The organism is Elusimicrobiota bacterium (assembly GCA_016180815.1).
Lineage (GTDB): Bacteria > Elusimicrobiota > Elusimicrobia > JACQPE01 > JACQPE01 > JACPAN01.
The window spans coordinates 155,689-169,871 of record JACPAN010000015.1 but is presented as its reverse complement, the minus strand read 5'-3'; the positions used below and the strand labels follow the sequence as shown (position 1 = coordinate 169,871).

Sequence of the window (14,183 nt, the reverse complement as noted above, 5' to 3'; positions counted from 1 at the left end):
TGGTTGGTATAATTAATAGGCCCAGGAAAATGCAATGAGCCGCAGGCCCAATACTCAGATGCGTCAAAAAATCATCGACACGGCCGTATCCTTGTTCCACCAATTTGGGTTCAAAGGCGTGAGCGTGGACGATATCGCGACCAAGGCCGGGGTCAAAAAAGCCAATTTGTTCCACTATTACCCGAGTAAAGAAGATTTGGGCCTGGCGGCCGTGTGCCAGGGGGCCAGCTGCCAGGAGGAAGCCTATCTCTCCTATTTCAGCCCGGAGCGCGATCCCATCGAAGCGGTGGAAGCCATGTTCGACGACGCGGCCTCATCCATGAAGAAAGAAGGATGCAAACGCGGATGTTTCATCGGCAATTTGGCCCAGGAAATTTCCAATCAAAGCGAAAAACTGAGGCGCAAAATCCTGGAGTGCTTCGGCGGCTGGACGAACACGCTGGCCGAATTCCTGGAGTCCTGGAAAAACCGGGGCTACTTCCGTAAAGATTTCGAGCCCAAAGTCTCGGCTCAAGCCATCATCCACTCCTTCGAAGGGGCCATGCTTTGCTGCAAGGCCAGCCGCGACGTGGCGCCGCTGCACAATTCCAAAAAATTCGTCGTTCTCTATTTAAGGGGGTATAAAGCCTGACCGGCTAAAAAAATTTATGAATTATATTTACCAACTGATTGGTCAAAATAAGGAGAATGTCATGAACATGCCGGCGCACGATCGCGTCGATCAAGAAGAAGGGCTTCTCGATGCCTACTCGCGCACGGTTTCCCAGGCCGCGCAAACCATCAGCCCGACGGTGGTTAATATCGAAATCCGCCGGGGCTCCGATCCGCGCAGCCATGGCGCGGGATCGGGGTTCATCTTCACCTCCAACGGCTATATCATCACCAACAACCACGTCATCGACGGCGCCGCCCGCATCGAGGTCACGCTGGCCGATGGGCGCAATTTCCCGGCGGAAATCGTGGGCCATGACCGCGCCACGGACTTGGCCGTAATCCGCATCGCGGCCCAAGGGTTAACCGCGGCCAGGCTGGGCGACTCCGAATCCTTGAAACCGGGGCATGTGGTCCTTGCCGTCGGCAATCCCTTCGGTTTCCAATGCACGGTCACCGCCGGGGTGGTCAGCGCTTTGGGGCGCTCCTTGCGCTCGGTCTCCGGCCGATTAATCGACAACGTCATCCAAACCGACGCCGCGCTCAATCCCGGAAATTCCGGAGGCCCGCTGGTTAATTCCCGGGCCGAGGTCGTGGGCGTCAACACCGCGATTATTCTTCCGGCCCAAGGCATTTGCTTTGCCATCCCCATCAACACGGCCAAATACGTGGCCGGACGCCTGATCAAAGACGGAAAAATCAGACGGGGTTATATCGGCGTAGCCGGACAGGATGCGCGCTTAATCCCGCGACAATTCGCCCGCTCCCTGCATCTGGCCGAACTCAAAGGCATTTTGGTGATCGGCGTCGAAGACGACAGCCCGGCCCAACGCGCGGGTATCCAGGAAGGCGACGTGATCACGGCCTTTGACGGGGAAAAAATCGACGGGATCGACGATCTGCACAAACTGTTGACCGATGAGCGCATCGGCAGCCGCTTCGGCATCGAAGTTTTACGCCGGGGCCAACCCGGAGAGCTTTCCATTGTCCCGGAAGAATCGGAAAACTAAATTAACAGGAGGTTCCATGTCGGAAGAACAAAAAAAGAAGGAATCGGAAGAATCATGCGGGAGCTGCTGCTCCTCAGAAACCAGCGGCTGCGGCAGTTGTTGCGGCGGCGGACGCAAAGGCAAATTCCTGTGCGGGCTCTTAGCGGGCCTGCTGCTCGCGGGCGCAGGGTTCGGCCTTTATCAAGCCGGCAAATGCTCGGCGAATCATCACGCAGCACAAACCCAAGCCGTCGAAGCCAAATAACCGTTCAATTAAAAGCACCGGCCGATACCGGGGGCGCCGCGCTGATCCCCGCGCATGAGCATGGCGCGCCCCGGCGGCCGGATAATTTTAAAATGGAAAAATGCCGTTGAACATCGTCCTGGTCGAGCCGGAAATTCATTGGAACACGGGCAATATTGGGCGTTCCTGCGTGGCCACGGGGAGCACGTTGCATCTGGTTGGGCCATTGGGTTTCAGCCTAAAGGACAAGGAAGTGCGCCGCGCGGGGCTGGATTATTGGCCCAGACTAAAACTTCAACTTTATGATGATTTTGAGCAATTCCTGGATGCAGCGGGCGAAAATGCATCGCTGCTCTTTTTCTCAACCAAGGCCAAAAAACTTTTTTGGGAGGCGCCTTACGCGGCGGGGTCTTATTTGATTTTCGGCAGCGAAACAAAAGGCCTGCCCAAGGACATTCACCGGCGCTTCGGCGAACACATGTACCGGATTCCCATCGGTCCGGAGGTCCGCTCGCTGAACCTTTCCACTGCAGCCGGAATCACGCTCTTTGAGGCGCTGAGGCAAACCCGCGCTATAATCTGAACCGCTTTCAACAAGATGGGGGATTATCAATGACAACAATCAAACGCTTCACGCTCTTTGTTCTGATTTTAACCGCCCTGGGAACCGAGGCCCAAGCCGCGCCGAAAAAAGGGAAAAAAGCGGCGCCGGCCGCGGCCGCTAAAAAACCTGCGGAAGAAAAAACTCCGGAAAAAACCGACGCCGCAGAGGCTGTTACGACCTCCCCGCAAACGCCTGTTGAATCCGCGCCCGTCCCTGCGTCCGAACAACAACCCGGAACCGCCCCTCAACAAACTCCGGCGGCCGCCCCCATCGAGTCCGCAACCCCGGCGCCGGCAGCCGAAACTGCTTCAACCGGAGTCTCCGCTTCCACCGAACCGGCAGCGAGCTCCGCCCCGATGGAGGTCTCCACCGAAACAACCGTCAGCCCTCCGGCGGCGACGGAACCGCCGAAAGCCGGAAAGGTCATGGGCTGCGCCATGCCCATCAGCGATGTGGCCCAATTCTTTTTCCGTAAAGGCAGAGAAACTAAAACGCTGTTGGAGCGCTCCAACAGCCGCTTAGCGCCGCTTTTGTCTCAAGAGGCAACGATCTCGGGAGAAGTCGAACAGATCGAAAAAATCATTAAAGACCTCTCCGTAGAGTCCAAAAAAAATAAAAAAGAAATCGCGGAGCGAAAAAAACAGCTGAAAGAAGCCGCCAAAAAGCTCAAGGAAACAAAAAAATTGAGACGGCAGATTTGCGACATGATTGCGAAAGAGCTTGAGGAAGCGGGCGAAAAAAACGCGGATTTAATGGCGGAAACGTACAAAAAAGCCGTTAAAGAAATCGAAAAAAGCGAATAGCGCCTCGCTGCGCATCAAGGTTTCTCATGAGCCTGAAAAAAACGGAGCTGACCTGCCCCTACTGTTGGGAAAAAATAGAAACCGCGATCGATCCCTCCATGGAAGGCCAATCTTACGTTGAAGATTGCCAAGTCTGTTGCCGGCCCATCGTCATTAGCACCCACCCGGCAGAAAACGGCGAATTGGAAATCTCCGCCTCCAAAGAAAACCCCTAGTCTCCGGAGCGTCTACCGATCCCACTCTTTGGCGAGCACGGAATAGACGATATGGTCCGCGAATTGAGTGTACATCCGGGCGTACTGTCTGAGCGTTCCCTCCTCAGTAAAGCCGAGTTTTCTGGGGATGGCTTGGCTTTTTTTGTTGCCGGGAGCGATTAAAATTTCCACGCGGTTCATTTTTAATTCTTTAAACAAGTAATCAATCAAGGCCCGGCAAGAACGCGCCATAATGCCCCGGCCCTCGAATTCCGCGCCCAGCCAATACCCGATGCTTGTTCTGGCATTCACCCAGTCGATGTAGTGCAGGCCGATGGTGCCGGCGATTTGCCCGCGCAAAAGAATTTTCGCGTGAAGGCCCGTTTTTGATTCAAAGGCTTTTTCCGCTCCTTGGATGAAGCGCAACGTGTCCGCTTGCGTGCGGGTGTCATCAAGCCAAGGCAGCCATTGCTTCAGGCGCGCTCGATTGCGCTCCGTCAAACGGAATAAATTCGCCGCGTCTCTTTCTTCCAGCGCATGAATGCTGACATGGCTGTCCACTAAAATTTGTTTCTGCAATTCCACGTTTTTCATCAAGGTCCAAAACATTTAAACTAATTATGGACGATGAATATCCGCCGCGTTCAAAAATCATGGAAAAGCAGGCCCACGGTCGAAGGGGCGGGCGTTCACTTGCGCCGGGCGTTCGGGTTTCATGAGGCCGGACAGTTCGATCCTTTCCTGCTGTTGGACGCTTTTAAATCCGAAAATCCCGACGATTACAAAAACGGTTTCCCGTGGCACCCGCACCGGGGCATTGAAACCATCACTTATGTGCTCGATGGTGATATCGAGCATCAAGACAGCTTGGGCAACGGCGGGGTGATTTCCTCGGGCGATGTTCAATGGATGACCGCAGGCGGCGGCATTCTGCATCAGGAAATGCCCAGAGGGGACCGCCGGGGGCAGATGTGGGGGTTTCAGCTTTGGGCTAATCTGCCGGCTAAAAACAAAATGACGCCGGCACGCTATCAGGAAATCAAAGAAGGAAAAATTCCGGCGGTTAAAACCCCGGAAGGGGCTATGGTGCGGGTCATTTGCGGGGAGGCGGCCGGGGCGCGCGGCCCGGTGCAAGGATTAGCCATCGATCCCGAATTTTTGGATGTGACCCTGCCCGCGGACAGAACGTTTACGCATCCGGTGAAAGCCGGGCGCACGGCGTTCGCTTATGTCGTCGAGGGAGAAGCTTATTTTGATCCGGGCCCAGGCCTAATGCCCGAAGGGCCCATTGACGCGGCCCAAGCCAAAGCATTCCCCGAAGACACCCTGGCTCTTTTCGGGCCCGGGGACATAATTTTAGCGGCGAGCTCAAAACGCTCCGCGCGCTTTCTCCTTGTTTCCGGACAACCCATTAAAGAACCCATTGCCTGGTACGGGCCCGTGGTGATGAACACTCAGGATGAGCTCAAAACAGCTTTCGAAGAATTAGATCGAGGAACGTTTATCAAACGCTGACGGACAAATCCTAATCTTCTTTTTGCTGGCGCTTGCGTTGGCTGGCGTTCAATGTTTTTTTACGCAGGCGTATATTCTTGGGCGTGACCTCAACGAGCTCGGTATCATCGATAAATTCCAACGACTGCTCCAGCGTAAACGCCAGCGGCGGGGTCAAAACAATCGCGTCATCGGTGGCCTTGGTGCGCATATTCGAGAGCGCCTTTCCTTTGCAGGGATTGACCACCAAATCATTGTCGCGGCTGTTGATGCCCACGATCATGCCTTCGTAAACCTCCACGCCCGCGCCGATAAACAGCGTGTTGCGCACCTGCAGGCTGTCGAGCGCGTAGCCCGTGGACACGCCCTGTTCCATGGCGATTAAAACCCCGTTGCTGCGCTTGGCCGGATCGCTGCCCTTGGGTCCGTAGCCGTGGAAACTGTGATGCATCATGCCCTCGCCCTTGGTAATGGTCATTAACTCGGTTTTAAACCCCATTAAGGCGCGCGAGGCGATGGTGTATTCAAAACGCGTCCGCGACGAGCCTTCCGGCGTCATATTGACGAAACGGGCTTCGCGGCGGCCCAGGCTTTCCAAAATCGCTCCCTGATGCGCTCCGGCGGCGTCGATCACCAAATGCTCCATCGGCTCCAACATTTTCCCGTCCGCCTCTTTAAAAATCACTTCCGGGCGCGAGACCGAAAGCTCGTAGCCCTCGCGACGCATGGTCTCGATGAGGATCGACAAATGCAATTCTCCGCGCCCGGATACCTTGAATTGGCCCTCTCCTGGCATGATTTCGATTTTTAATCCCACATTGGTCTGCTGCTCTTTAAGCAACCGCTCGCGCAAGTGCCTGGCGTTGACGAATTTTCCTTCGCGCCCGGCAAAGGGGCTGCTGTTAACCATAAACTCCATGGATAACGTCGGCTCGTCGATTTCCAAAGGCGGCAGGGCCTGGGGGCTCTCCGCCGAAGCCACTGTATCGCCCACATTGATCGTTTCAAAACCCGCAACCGCCACGATATCGCCGGCCCTGGCCTCCTCGATCTCCTGCTTGGCCAAACCCGTAAATTTTTTAAGCATCGTAATTTTAGAGCGAATAATATCGCCGTTGGGTTTGATCAAGGCCGCGATCTGAGATTTGGCCGTCCGGCCGTTGAGAATTCTTCCGATGCCGATTTTGCCCAGATAATTATCGTAATCGAGCATGGTGACCAGCATTTGCAGGGGCTTTCCCTCATTGACCAAAGGGCCCGGCACCGCCTCAAGAATCGTCTCAAACAACGGGGTCAAATCCGCGCCGCGCTCAGGCGTCAAACTGGCCCAACCTTCGCGCCCGGCCGCGTAAAGAACGGGAAATTCCATCTGCGGATCGGAGGCTCCCAAATCGATAAACAGGCCGAACACTCTCTCGAGAGCTTCCTGAGGGCGGGTGTTGGGCCGGTCCATTTTATTGATGACGACAATCGGGCGAAGGCCCAACGATAAGGCTTTGCGCAGAACAAAACGCGTCTGCGGCATGGGCCCTTCCACCGCATCAACCAAAAGCAAAACCCCGTCCACCATCTTCAAAATGCGCTCCACTTCCGAGCCGAAATCAGCGTGCCCGGGCGTGTCCGCGATGTTGATGGTGACCCCTTTATAGGGGACGGAGGTGTTCTTGGCTAAAATCGTAATCCCGCGCTCGCGCTCAAGCTCATTGGAATCCATCACCATCTCCTGCGCCTCGTCCGCTTTAACGGTGAAGGTGCCTGTTTGCTTAAAAATCGCGTCCACCAGCGTTGTCTTGCCGTGGTCAACGTGCGCAATAATGGCGATATTGCGCAAATCCGGACGACGATATTCGGTGGAGCTCAAATCATGTCTCTAATATAAGGAGTGCGGCTTAATTTTAGCAGGCGCAACAGCCCGCGGGCAGGCAAAAACGCCTGCGGGCTCAAGGGAAACGACGGGAACGAAACTTAAAGCTCGACGTCGGAAAGAGATTCACCGCCTGTGCCCTTGGAACCCTTAGGGCTCTTGGAGTCCCCCGCGTGCTTCTCTACGAATTTTTTGATGTCCTCGACATGGTCGAGAATCATCTTGGCTTTCCTCAAGCCGAATTGAAACGGGTACTTGTCATCCGGCCCATTGGCTAAAACGATCATGGGGTTGCCTTTGAATTCGGATTCGCGCGCTTCGCTCATTGAACCTCCTTACCGCCTGATTTCTTGGTCGCATCCAAAAAAGAATACATTAAGCCGATGGAAAGATAAGAATAGCGTTTTAGGCCTTCCCTAAAATTGCTCTTCCAGCCGGCTTTCAAATGCCAGCGGCGATCAACCTTATATTTGGCGCCGATTTCGCCGACCCCGGACCAAAAAGAGTCCGGCTTGCTCTCAACCTCGGCGCTCGCAATGGTCAATTGAGTCCGCTCCAGATTAAACCCCAAATATGGGTTTAATCTACCGAAGCCGCGGCCCCTGATTTTCTTGAAGGTAATCTCCGCCAAATTCAAACCCCAGACATCAGCCGTCTGTTCCCGGCCGCTGACGGTCGCCTTCTCGTACCGGTAGTAAAGGCCGGCGCCCAGGCTCAATTCATTGTCCTTGGAATCCCTCGATAAAATGTCCTCCAGCTTCAACGAAGGCGACAAGCGGCGGGTTTTCTGTTCCCCTTGAGTTTGGCCCATAAAATCAAAACCCAACCCCATCTTTTTGAGCTCGAATTGAATCGTCCAGGGAGAGTCCCCCGGCGCCTCCTGAGCCGCAACAATAGGCAGCGGAGCAATAATCATCAGCGCCCAAATAACGCCTAAAAAATTCCGTTTCATGTGAGCCTCCTATTCGCCGTCAGGAGATTTCTTGCCGCCCATTTTTTTCATCAGCTCACCGATATCGGGCATCCCTTCCGGCATTTGAGGCATACCGGCCATGGGATTTGCGGCTTCAGTTTCCATGACTTCCGGCTTGGCATCCTTGCCGTAAGCCAGGAGAACGGACATGGTTTCCGATTTTCCGGAGCGTGAAGTCTGTTTGATGACACCGTTGGGGCCGATGCCCGCCTTGACCCAAACCTCGCCGGTCGATCCTTCGGATTCATAAGTATATTTATCGGCGGTGAACGTCCCGGCCGGAACGCTTACCTTTTCCTTGCCGGCCTTTTTCATGGCGCTTTGAGGCGCTTCGCGCTTGTTCATTTTCATCATGGCGGTCATATCCATAACCCGGCCGTCCGGGGATTTCATCAAAACTTTTTTGGGCTGATCCGCGTTCTTGCCGACCAGCATTTTCATGATGCCCATGTTCTCGCCTTTCTTGGGTTTGGGCGACACCGCGGTGAATTTATTCTCGATCCAATAATCACCCCCCTGCTTGCCGACCACGGCCAAACGCCAACGCCCCTTCTCCTCCTGTTTTTTGCCGTCCTTGGCCACCGAATATTCGTATTCGCCCCAGGTTCCGACCGCAGGCTTGAATTCGCCCATCAGCGCCGGAGCGCCCGCTCGCTCTTTCGCCTGAACCCAAGACAATCCTGAAATCAAAACGACGAATGCCCAAAATAATTTCTTCACATCATCCTCCGTAAAATCAACCGTTGCAGACAACCGCCAAGGAACTATACTTAAAAAGAATAAGGAGGTCGCCGGACGCATGGGTCTGTCGCGCGCGTTCATCAAAAACGAGCTTCACGAAGCAAAAAAAGGCTTCCGCTTGGCGATTAAGCAGGAAAAATTAACCCTGGTTCAGGAATGCCGGCGCATCATTGATTTTCTCGACAACCTGCTCGCTCCGGCGGCGGACGGGGAGGGCTTGGCGGAAATCGGCTACGCAGCCAACGGTGGATTCCGTAAATGGTTCAAAGCCCGGTTGAAACGCTATCAGAAAAACGGCCGCGTTCTTTGGCGGCGGCGGCCGAAGGCCAAGGATCAAAACAAAGGCAGCGAAGAACTTTTCTGCGTTTGGCGGTTTTTGCGCAATTTAGGAGAAAAAACAGGGGATTGGGCGGTGGCCAAAAACAGCCGCGAGGACGACGACGTCGACGTGATCGCGCTCAACAAGAAAACCGGCCAAGCCATCAGTTTCCAAGTGACGAAATACGACCCGCGCGCCGAGGAAGAGTTCGCCAAATTCGGACTGGCCGTCGGCGGCGGGGGGCCGGACGCCTTGATCGAAATGGCCAAAAAGGTGATCCGGGGCAAAATTCACAAATGCCAGACGCCGGGGCTTATGCTGCTCCTGGACTGGTATATGGTCACCCCCAAGCGCATCGCGCGTTTGATGGAACGACGATTCCAGGAAATGCCCTTTGAAAAACTGCGCGGCATCTATATCGTCTGCCCCAGGCGAAACATCGTCGTCAAAGCGGCCTTCGCCTAAGGGTCCCTAAGGGTGCGGCCGAGGCGTATCTCTGCTACATTTAAATATGCGCGTTTTGCTTATGGCGCTGATCCTTTGTTTGACATTTTCCGTTCATGCGCGCGAACCCGGCGAACCGGACGGACGGACGGACGACGGTCGAGATGTTGAAGATGCGCTTTGAAATCGAACCCAACTGCTGGACCGAGCGTATGCCGTCGGGTGAAACGCTGGGTCCTTCGATCGTGGAGCGCTTGCCCCAGGCCGCGGCCCTTCTTCAGGCCTGCCACCTGACCTACCCTTCGCTTCAATTCAACGATCAAATCAGACGGCATATGGATAAAACCATCATCGTCGCCTGCCGGCCATCCGGCGAGGATCGCGCTTCCACTTGCGGCGAGGCAGGGCGCGAAACCGACGACACCTTAATTACGCTTTTTCCGGCGGCCTACGGGAACGACCGGCGCGGCTGCCACAAAACAAAAGTCGGAGAAACAATTATTCATGAATTTCTGCATCTCGCTGGCGTGCCGAGTGAACTCATGCACAATTTCATGGGCGGACAAACAGAAAACGATGCGGTGTTCGGCATCGAGCGGCTCTGCGCAGGCGGCGATGAAAGCCTCGGGCGGCTCTTCTATTCGCAATGCATGAGCGCCCTGGGGAGCGAATCAAGCGCCGATGAAATCTGCGCCGGAATCAAATACGAGCGGCTTTATGATTTGATGCGCAACTCCAAGGCCTATGCCGCCAACAAACAGCGGCGTTGCCCCATCCGCCGGCGCTGCCGGCCGGAGGACATTGTTTGGATCATGGAAGAAACCTTTGAAAACGTCGTCTACCACCAAAGCGATATTTCTTTGGATGAAGAAGAGTTGGCCTTCTTGCGGCAACGCTACATCGGCCCGCCGCCGCATTTCATCGAAGACCTCCCGCCGGAATACTACATCAACAAATAACTCAATCGCTTTTGGCCTTGGACTCCGCCGCAAGAAGGGCCTGGTAAGTATCCTTAAGCCCCAAGAAAGCCTCGGGCAAATAAATTCGGGCGCGGTGGACCAAGGTGGCGGAATTGATCTTTTCTCTCCTATTTTTAGAGCGAAACTGACAAAGCGTCTTTTTCATATTCTCGAAGCCGATCATTCCTTCGCTCCAGACGGAAGCCGGTTCAAAGGGGGCTTTCTTGGACAGGCACACTAGGAGGCCGGCGTATTCGTCGTCATGAGGATCGTCCTCGTCATTGCGCTCAATCCGGCAACGGAGCTTCTCCGCCGTGGACCAATCGTCCCCTAAAATCTTTACGCAATTTTGCATTGTGTTTTCATCCGCGCTGCCCATATGAGGCGCCGCGGTATGACAAAAATCCTTGGCCAGCTCAGCCATTTCAATCAGTTCCGCTTTTGTGACTTCCGACGGGTTCTCATCGTCGATGCTGATCTCGTTGCACCCTGCCCAAACCGCGCCACGAATCAAAAAAACGACGGCCAAACACCAGGCGGCTCTTCTTTTATCCATAATTTAGAAATACCAGCAATAAGGCTCAAAAGCAAGGGGGGTGGCCGTATGAATAAAACCGGAGTCTTGGAAGCCCTGCAAGAAATTCCCGGCGTGGGCAAATCCGTAGCCGAAGACCTCTGGAAACTCGGCATAAAAAAGACCGGGGATTTGCGCGGGCAAAATCCGCAGCGCCTTTATGAACGTCACTGCCGGCAAAAACGGCAAATCGTGGACCGGTGCATGCTTTATGTTTTGCGCTGCGCGGTGTATTACGCCTCAGCCAAAAATCCGAACCCCGAACTCTTTCAATGGTGGCGTTGGAGCGATGAAAATATGCGCAGGCGAAAAAATCCCCTTGCTTTATTCTAAGGCGAATTTATTCTTTATGAAAAGATGCCTTTGCCGGATCGCGCTCCGGCGCTCCGGTGAAAGTCCCGCTTTTTGCCTGCGCCCAAAGACCCAGGAAAAATACCCAAAAGGCTCTGGGGAAAAAACCCAACGGCTGCTTTAATTGATTTATGCTCATCGGCGTTTGCATCGTTTCCATGATCGGCTTTTTAAGTATGCGTCCGGCCAACGCCCAGGTCAATATCTCTTCGAACGACGGTTTGGCCGCTGAATGGAAAAATCTTGAACGAACGAACGACGGGTCCGCTTGCCCTTGCCGACGAAACAAAACAGAGCCTGTCCGTATCTCAGGATGGCAGCGAGCGGGCGAGGTCACGGCAGGCGCCGTCAGCGGAGGTTTTGCCGTAGGCTACCCTCTTTATCGCCTTTCTCGCGGGGTTGATATGGGGCCCGCCATCCGATTAACCGCAGTCGGCGGCCGCGCCGGCGCTTTGGGCGGCTTAGCCGGAGCCGGGATTCACGGCGTGTTGCGGGATAAAATCGGGCCGGGCTGGAGCGCGCTGACGACAACGGCCGTCAGCTCCGTCGGCGCCGGCGTCATCGGCGCGGCGCTGGAAAAGGGCGCCCGCTTCGGCGAAGTCGCTCCCCCGTTGATGATTTTAGGCGGGGCCGGGGCCTTGGTCGGCATCGGCGCCGTCGAACTCATCCGCTACTTGAACAAAAAATAGCCCCGCCATCCTCCGGCCAAGAAAAGCATAATAACGCCATGAACAAAAAAATATCCCTTTTGTTTGTTCGTTCCGGTTTCCTCGCGCTGGCGGCCGCCGCCATGACCGGCTGCGGCTTGATTTATTCCAATGTGCGCGCGCCTTACGGCTACAACACGGCGACGCCGGCTGATGTCGCGGCCAGTGAAACGGATGAAACGGTCACGGGAGAAGCCTGCAATCAATCGGCTCTTTATCTGGTGGCCTGGGGCGACGCCGGTTACGCGGCCGCCGCCAAAAAAGCCCTGGCCGGGCATACGAATGCCATTCTCTATGATGTGCGCGCGGACCTCAGAGTAAGGGCTTATCTCCTGGGGCTTTACACGCGCACCTGCACCGTGATCACGGCCAGAGTCGGCAAAGCCAAAGGAACTTGAGACCCTTCGCCATTTTTTTTCTTTTGGCCTGGACGGGATTGGCCGACGCCGAGCGCTTGCCCCATGAGGTCAAACCCGGCATTCTCAGGCCCAGCGGCTTATTTGTTCTTTTTTACGACAGCAAAGGGCCTTTAAATTACGCAACCCTGACCCATCGCGGTTTGCCTCACGACGCCGAGCCAATCGGCGAAATCAAAGAAAAAAGCTGCCAATTCGGACTCTCGATCCCGTTGGGGATTCCTTATGCCTCCTCGCGCTCATCATCGATCTCAAGCGTTTACGGAGATTCGAGCTTCGTCAAGATGATGGGCAAACTGCGCAGCCGTTACCCGGATTTAACCGGGATTTACGACGTCAAAATGGATAAACACACGATACGCGTTCTGGGGATTTTCACACGGATGTGCATAGAAGTCACGGCGCAGGGATTTAAATAACAACGGAGAGGGAGGGATTCGAACCCTCGAGGCCCTTTCGAGCCTACACGCTTTCCAGGCGTGCCGTTTAAACCGCTCACGCACCTCTCCAGAATCGACGACAGGGAAAGCGTTGAGAGAGACTGTATTTTAGGAAAAGGGCGTCAAATGAAAACGGCCAAAATGCCGGTGAACCCGTGCACGGAGAGCGAGGGCCCCTGGGGGACCAGCTCAAACGAAGAAAACATGCCCACTAAAGGAAAAGCGCCCAAACGCTCGGTGATCAATTTTAAATCGTGGTCATCCTCTCCGAAGAGATCGCGGCCCCGGCCCGCGCAATTGAAATAAAATCCGAATTTCGGACGGCGGCCCTGAAGCTGCGAAGCCAGGGACTCGATGCCGTGGAGCATTTCCCGGTGCGCCCATTCCTTCTCGCGAAGAACGAAGGTAATCTGGCGCCCGACCTGCAATTTTTCCTCAAACAGCAATCCGCCCGTATTGGGATCGACGCCCAAGATGGGCCTCACCACGAATTCCGACGGATGCGGCGGATGCCGGTTGTCGGAATCCGCAAGCAGAATGCCGGCCAATAAAGGCAGCGGCTTGTCCCAATGCTTATTGGGGTGCAGGCGCCGGATGGTCTGCGTCAACTCTTCTTCGAGAATTTTGGCGGCCGGACGGCCGGCAAGTTCCAACACCAAATTATTGCGGACCTTGGTCACCTGAAACGGCGATGAAAGGGCGCGGCAGCCATAGGCCACGTTCAAGGAAAGCGCCATGGACCGGGAAAATCCGATCAAAACAGCGGCGTTGCGGTAGCCTTGGTCCTGATGCAAAACAGGGGCGCCGCCGGTCTGCTTGAGGAATCCGCTGGCGCCGGCGCCGAACATGGCAATGCGCCCGTCTTGAGCCAAGCCCTTGAACGTCTGGGCATCGAAGGCCGCGGGGTCGGCCAAAACCATCAATGATCCGGGTTCTTGTTTTTTATCCAGCACGGGCAAGGAGGGCTTGGATCCGGCGCGCCAAAGAGCGCTGCGTATCAGCCCGGCGCCGCCTTCGAAATCAAAAACAACGATGGCGGCGCCGGACCCATCCTCGAACTCTCCCTCCGGAACCACAATGCCGCTGGCTGAGGCGCCCGCAATTTCTTTGGCGCCGGTGACCTTGCGCACGGTTTCCAACAAAGGCATGTACTCGGCGATGGGATGCGCCGTGGTAAAGACCAGCGCAAAATCAGCGCGCACCGCGCCTGCGTTGCCCATGGCCAAATCGCCGGCCTCGGCCGCGAGAGCGGCAGGATCGCTGTGCTGGGAAAAACCGACGCCGATTCGCATGCCGCGCCTCCTTTTTGGGATCGATATCCGAACCGGAATGTCCGAACCTATGAAAAGCCTACCCCCAAAAAAAGCTTCCCGCAAGGCATGCCTCCGCCAAATTTCTATGATGATACGGCACTCT

General features: G+C 55.3%; 20 protein-coding genes and 1 tRNA gene. 13 read left to right on the top strand and 8 right to left on the bottom strand.

Annotation, left to right across the window (positions count from 1 at the left end; genetic code table 11):
- Positions 1 to 58 precede the first annotated feature (58 nt).
- From HYT79_08700 to HYT79_08675, 6 genes are all read left to right on the top strand, one after another.
- Positions 59 to 631 carry a TetR family transcriptional regulator C-terminal domain-containing protein gene (locus HYT79_08700; protein ID MBI2070666.1) on the top strand — a complete coding sequence of 191 codons (573 nt, stop codon included), beginning with the start codon at positions 59 to 61 and terminating at the stop codon, positions 629 to 631.
- Positions 632 to 647: 16 nt separating this feature from the next.
- Complete coding sequence (locus HYT79_08695; protein ID MBI2070665.1) at positions 648 to 1,661, top strand: trypsin-like peptidase domain-containing protein; 1,014 nt, start codon at positions 648 to 650, stop codon at positions 1,659 to 1,661.
- Between the two features lie 16 nt (positions 1,662 to 1,677).
- Entirely contained in the window at positions 1,678 to 1,905 is a 228-nt protein-coding gene (locus tag HYT79_08690; GenBank protein ID MBI2070664.1) for a hypothetical protein, read from the top strand.
- A gap of 100 nt (positions 1,906 to 2,005) precedes the next feature.
- Positions 2,006 to 2,467 carry a tRNA (cytidine(34)-2'-O)-methyltransferase gene (locus tag HYT79_08685; protein MBI2070663.1) on the top strand — a complete coding sequence of 154 codons (462 nt, stop codon included), beginning with the start codon at positions 2,006 to 2,008 and terminating at the stop codon, positions 2,465 to 2,467.
- A 29-nt stretch (positions 2,468 to 2,496) separates the two neighbouring features.
- Positions 2,497 to 3,291 carry a hypothetical protein gene (locus HYT79_08680; GenBank protein MBI2070662.1) on the top strand — a complete coding sequence of 265 codons (795 nt, stop codon included), beginning with the start codon at positions 2,497 to 2,499 and terminating at the stop codon, positions 3,289 to 3,291.
- A gap of 26 nt (positions 3,292 to 3,317) precedes the next feature.
- Entirely contained in the window at positions 3,318 to 3,506 is a 189-nt protein-coding gene (locus tag HYT79_08675) for a CPXCG motif-containing cysteine-rich protein (GenBank protein ID MBI2070661.1), read from the top strand.
- Positions 3,507 to 3,518: 12 nt separating this feature from the next.
- On the opposite strand, the gene HYT79_08670 is transcribed toward HYT79_08675, so the two are convergent.
- On the bottom strand, positions 3,519 to 4,079 hold the full coding sequence (locus HYT79_08670; GenBank protein ID MBI2070660.1) for a GNAT family N-acetyltransferase: 561 nt from the start codon (positions 4,077 to 4,079) through the stop codon (positions 3,519 to 3,521).
- Between the two features lie 33 nt (positions 4,080 to 4,112).
- Here HYT79_08670 and HYT79_08665 point away from each other — a divergent pair, with 33 nt between their 5' ends.
- Positions 4,113 to 5,000, top strand: a complete 888-nt coding sequence (locus tag HYT79_08665) for a pirin family protein (protein MBI2070659.1) — start codon at positions 4,113 to 4,115, stop codon at positions 4,998 to 5,000.
- A 10-nt stretch (positions 5,001 to 5,010) separates the two neighbouring features.
- Here HYT79_08665 and typA read toward each other — a convergent pair whose 3' ends face one another.
- From typA to HYT79_08645, 4 genes are all read right to left on the bottom strand, one after another.
- On the bottom strand, positions 5,011 to 6,840 hold the full coding sequence (gene typA / locus HYT79_08660; GenBank protein ID MBI2070658.1) for a translational GTPase TypA: 1,830 nt from the start codon (positions 6,838 to 6,840) through the stop codon (positions 5,011 to 5,013).
- Positions 6,841 to 6,944: 104 nt separating this feature from the next.
- Positions 6,945 to 7,169, bottom strand: a complete 225-nt coding sequence (locus HYT79_08655) for a hypothetical protein (GenBank protein MBI2070657.1) — start codon at positions 7,167 to 7,169, stop codon at positions 6,945 to 6,947.
- Positions 7,166 to 7,795 (bottom strand): hypothetical protein, encoded by a 630-nt coding sequence (locus HYT79_08650; protein MBI2070656.1) that lies wholly within the window; start codon positions 7,793 to 7,795, stop codon positions 7,166 to 7,168. Before HYT79_08650 ends, HYT79_08655 begins: the two co-directional genes overlap by 4 nt.
- 9 nt (positions 7,796 to 7,804) lie before the next feature.
- Positions 7,805 to 8,536 (bottom strand): hypothetical protein, encoded by a 732-nt coding sequence (locus tag HYT79_08645; GenBank protein MBI2070655.1) that lies wholly within the window; start codon positions 8,534 to 8,536, stop codon positions 7,805 to 7,807.
- A 79-nt stretch (positions 8,537 to 8,615) separates the two neighbouring features.
- Here HYT79_08645 and HYT79_08640 point away from each other — a divergent pair, with 79 nt between their 5' ends.
- On the top strand, positions 8,616 to 9,341 hold the full coding sequence (locus HYT79_08640; GenBank protein ID MBI2070654.1) for a hypothetical protein: 726 nt from the start codon (positions 8,616 to 8,618) through the stop codon (positions 9,339 to 9,341).
- Positions 9,342 to 9,436: 95 nt separating this feature from the next.
- Positions 9,437 to 10,279 carry a hypothetical protein gene (locus tag HYT79_08635; GenBank protein MBI2070653.1) on the top strand — a complete coding sequence of 281 codons (843 nt, stop codon included), beginning with the start codon at positions 9,437 to 9,439 and terminating at the stop codon, positions 10,277 to 10,279.
- Between the two features lies 1 nt (position 10,280).
- Here HYT79_08635 and HYT79_08630 read toward each other — a convergent pair whose 3' ends face one another.
- Positions 10,281 to 10,835, bottom strand: coding sequence for a hypothetical protein (locus HYT79_08630; protein ID MBI2070652.1), 555 nt, complete (start codon positions 10,833 to 10,835; stop codon positions 10,281 to 10,283).
- Between the two features lie 48 nt (positions 10,836 to 10,883).
- On the opposite strand from HYT79_08630, the gene HYT79_08625 reads away from it, so the two are divergent.
- From HYT79_08625 to HYT79_08610, 4 genes are all read left to right on the top strand, one after another.
- Positions 10,884 to 11,186 carry a pathogenicity locus gene (locus HYT79_08625; GenBank protein ID MBI2070651.1) on the top strand — a complete coding sequence of 101 codons (303 nt, stop codon included), beginning with the start codon at positions 10,884 to 10,886 and terminating at the stop codon, positions 11,184 to 11,186.
- A gap of 149 nt (positions 11,187 to 11,335) precedes the next feature.
- Entirely contained in the window at positions 11,336 to 11,893 is a 558-nt protein-coding gene (locus HYT79_08620; GenBank protein ID MBI2070650.1) for a hypothetical protein, read from the top strand.
- 38 nt (positions 11,894 to 11,931) lie between these two features.
- Entirely contained in the window at positions 11,932 to 12,309 is a 378-nt protein-coding gene (locus HYT79_08615; GenBank protein ID MBI2070649.1) for a hypothetical protein, read from the top strand.
- Entirely contained in the window at positions 12,306 to 12,746 is a 441-nt protein-coding gene (locus tag HYT79_08610; protein ID MBI2070648.1) for a hypothetical protein, read from the top strand. The genes HYT79_08615 and HYT79_08610 overlap by 4 nt, the downstream gene beginning before the upstream one ends.
- Positions 12,747 to 12,749: 3 nt before the next feature.
- Here the strand turns inward: HYT79_08610 and HYT79_08605 are convergent.
- Positions 12,750 to 12,836: transfer RNA gene (locus HYT79_08605), tRNA-Ser, on the bottom strand.
- 53 nt (positions 12,837 to 12,889) lie between these two features.
- On the bottom strand, positions 12,890 to 14,059 hold the full coding sequence (locus tag HYT79_08600; protein MBI2070647.1) for an FIST C-terminal domain-containing protein: 1,170 nt from the start codon (positions 14,057 to 14,059) through the stop codon (positions 12,890 to 12,892).
- Between the last annotated feature and the right edge of the window lie 124 nt (positions 14,060 to 14,183).

Excerpts from the sequence above, each read along its gene's own strand:
- HYT79_08650 (MBI2070656.1), bottom strand. The coding sequence starts at position 7,795 with ATGAAACGGAATTTTTTAGGCGTTATTTGGGCGCTGATGATTATTGCT.
- HYT79_08695 (MBI2070665.1), top strand. The coding sequence starts at position 648 with ATGAATTATATTTACCAACTGATTGGTCAAAATAAGGAGAATGTCATG.
- HYT79_08600 (MBI2070647.1), bottom strand. The coding sequence starts at position 14,059 with ATGCGAATCGGCGTCGGTTTTTCCCAGCACAGCGATCCTGCCGCTCTC.
- HYT79_08675 (MBI2070661.1), top strand. The coding sequence starts at position 3,318 with ATGAGCCTGAAAAAAACGGAGCTGACCTGCCCCTACTGTTGGGAAAAA.
- HYT79_08630 (MBI2070652.1), bottom strand. The coding sequence starts at position 10,835 with ATGGATAAAAGAAGAGCCGCCTGGTGTTTGGCCGTCGTTTTTTTGATT.
- HYT79_08625 (MBI2070651.1), top strand. The coding sequence starts at position 10,884 with ATGAATAAAACCGGAGTCTTGGAAGCCCTGCAAGAAATTCCCGGCGTG.
- HYT79_08665 (MBI2070659.1), top strand. The coding sequence starts at position 4,113 with ATGAATATCCGCCGCGTTCAAAAATCATGGAAAAGCAGGCCCACGGTC.
- HYT79_08685 (MBI2070663.1), top strand. The coding sequence starts at position 2,006 with ATGCCGTTGAACATCGTCCTGGTCGAGCCGGAAATTCATTGGAACACG.
- HYT79_08670 (MBI2070660.1), bottom strand. The coding sequence starts at position 4,079 with ATGAAAAACGTGGAATTGCAGAAACAAATTTTAGTGGACAGCCATGTC.
- HYT79_08700 (MBI2070666.1), top strand. The coding sequence starts at position 59 with ATGCGTCAAAAAATCATCGACACGGCCGTATCCTTGTTCCACCAATTT.
- HYT79_08655 (MBI2070657.1), bottom strand. The coding sequence starts at position 7,169 with ATGAGCGAAGCGCGCGAATCCGAATTCAAAGGCAACCCCATGATCGTT.
- HYT79_08640 (MBI2070654.1), top strand. The coding sequence starts at position 8,616 with ATGGGTCTGTCGCGCGCGTTCATCAAAAACGAGCTTCACGAAGCAAAA.
- HYT79_08680 (MBI2070662.1), top strand. The coding sequence starts at position 2,497 with ATGACAACAATCAAACGCTTCACGCTCTTTGTTCTGATTTTAACCGCC.
- HYT79_08635 (MBI2070653.1), top strand. The coding sequence starts at position 9,437 with ATGCGCGCGAACCCGGCGAACCGGACGGACGGACGGACGACGGTCGAG.
- HYT79_08620 (MBI2070650.1), top strand. The coding sequence starts at position 11,336 with ATGCTCATCGGCGTTTGCATCGTTTCCATGATCGGCTTTTTAAGTATG.
- HYT79_08690 (MBI2070664.1), top strand. The coding sequence starts at position 1,678 with ATGTCGGAAGAACAAAAAAAGAAGGAATCGGAAGAATCATGCGGGAGC.
- HYT79_08615 (MBI2070649.1), top strand. The coding sequence starts at position 11,932 with ATGAACAAAAAAATATCCCTTTTGTTTGTTCGTTCCGGTTTCCTCGCG.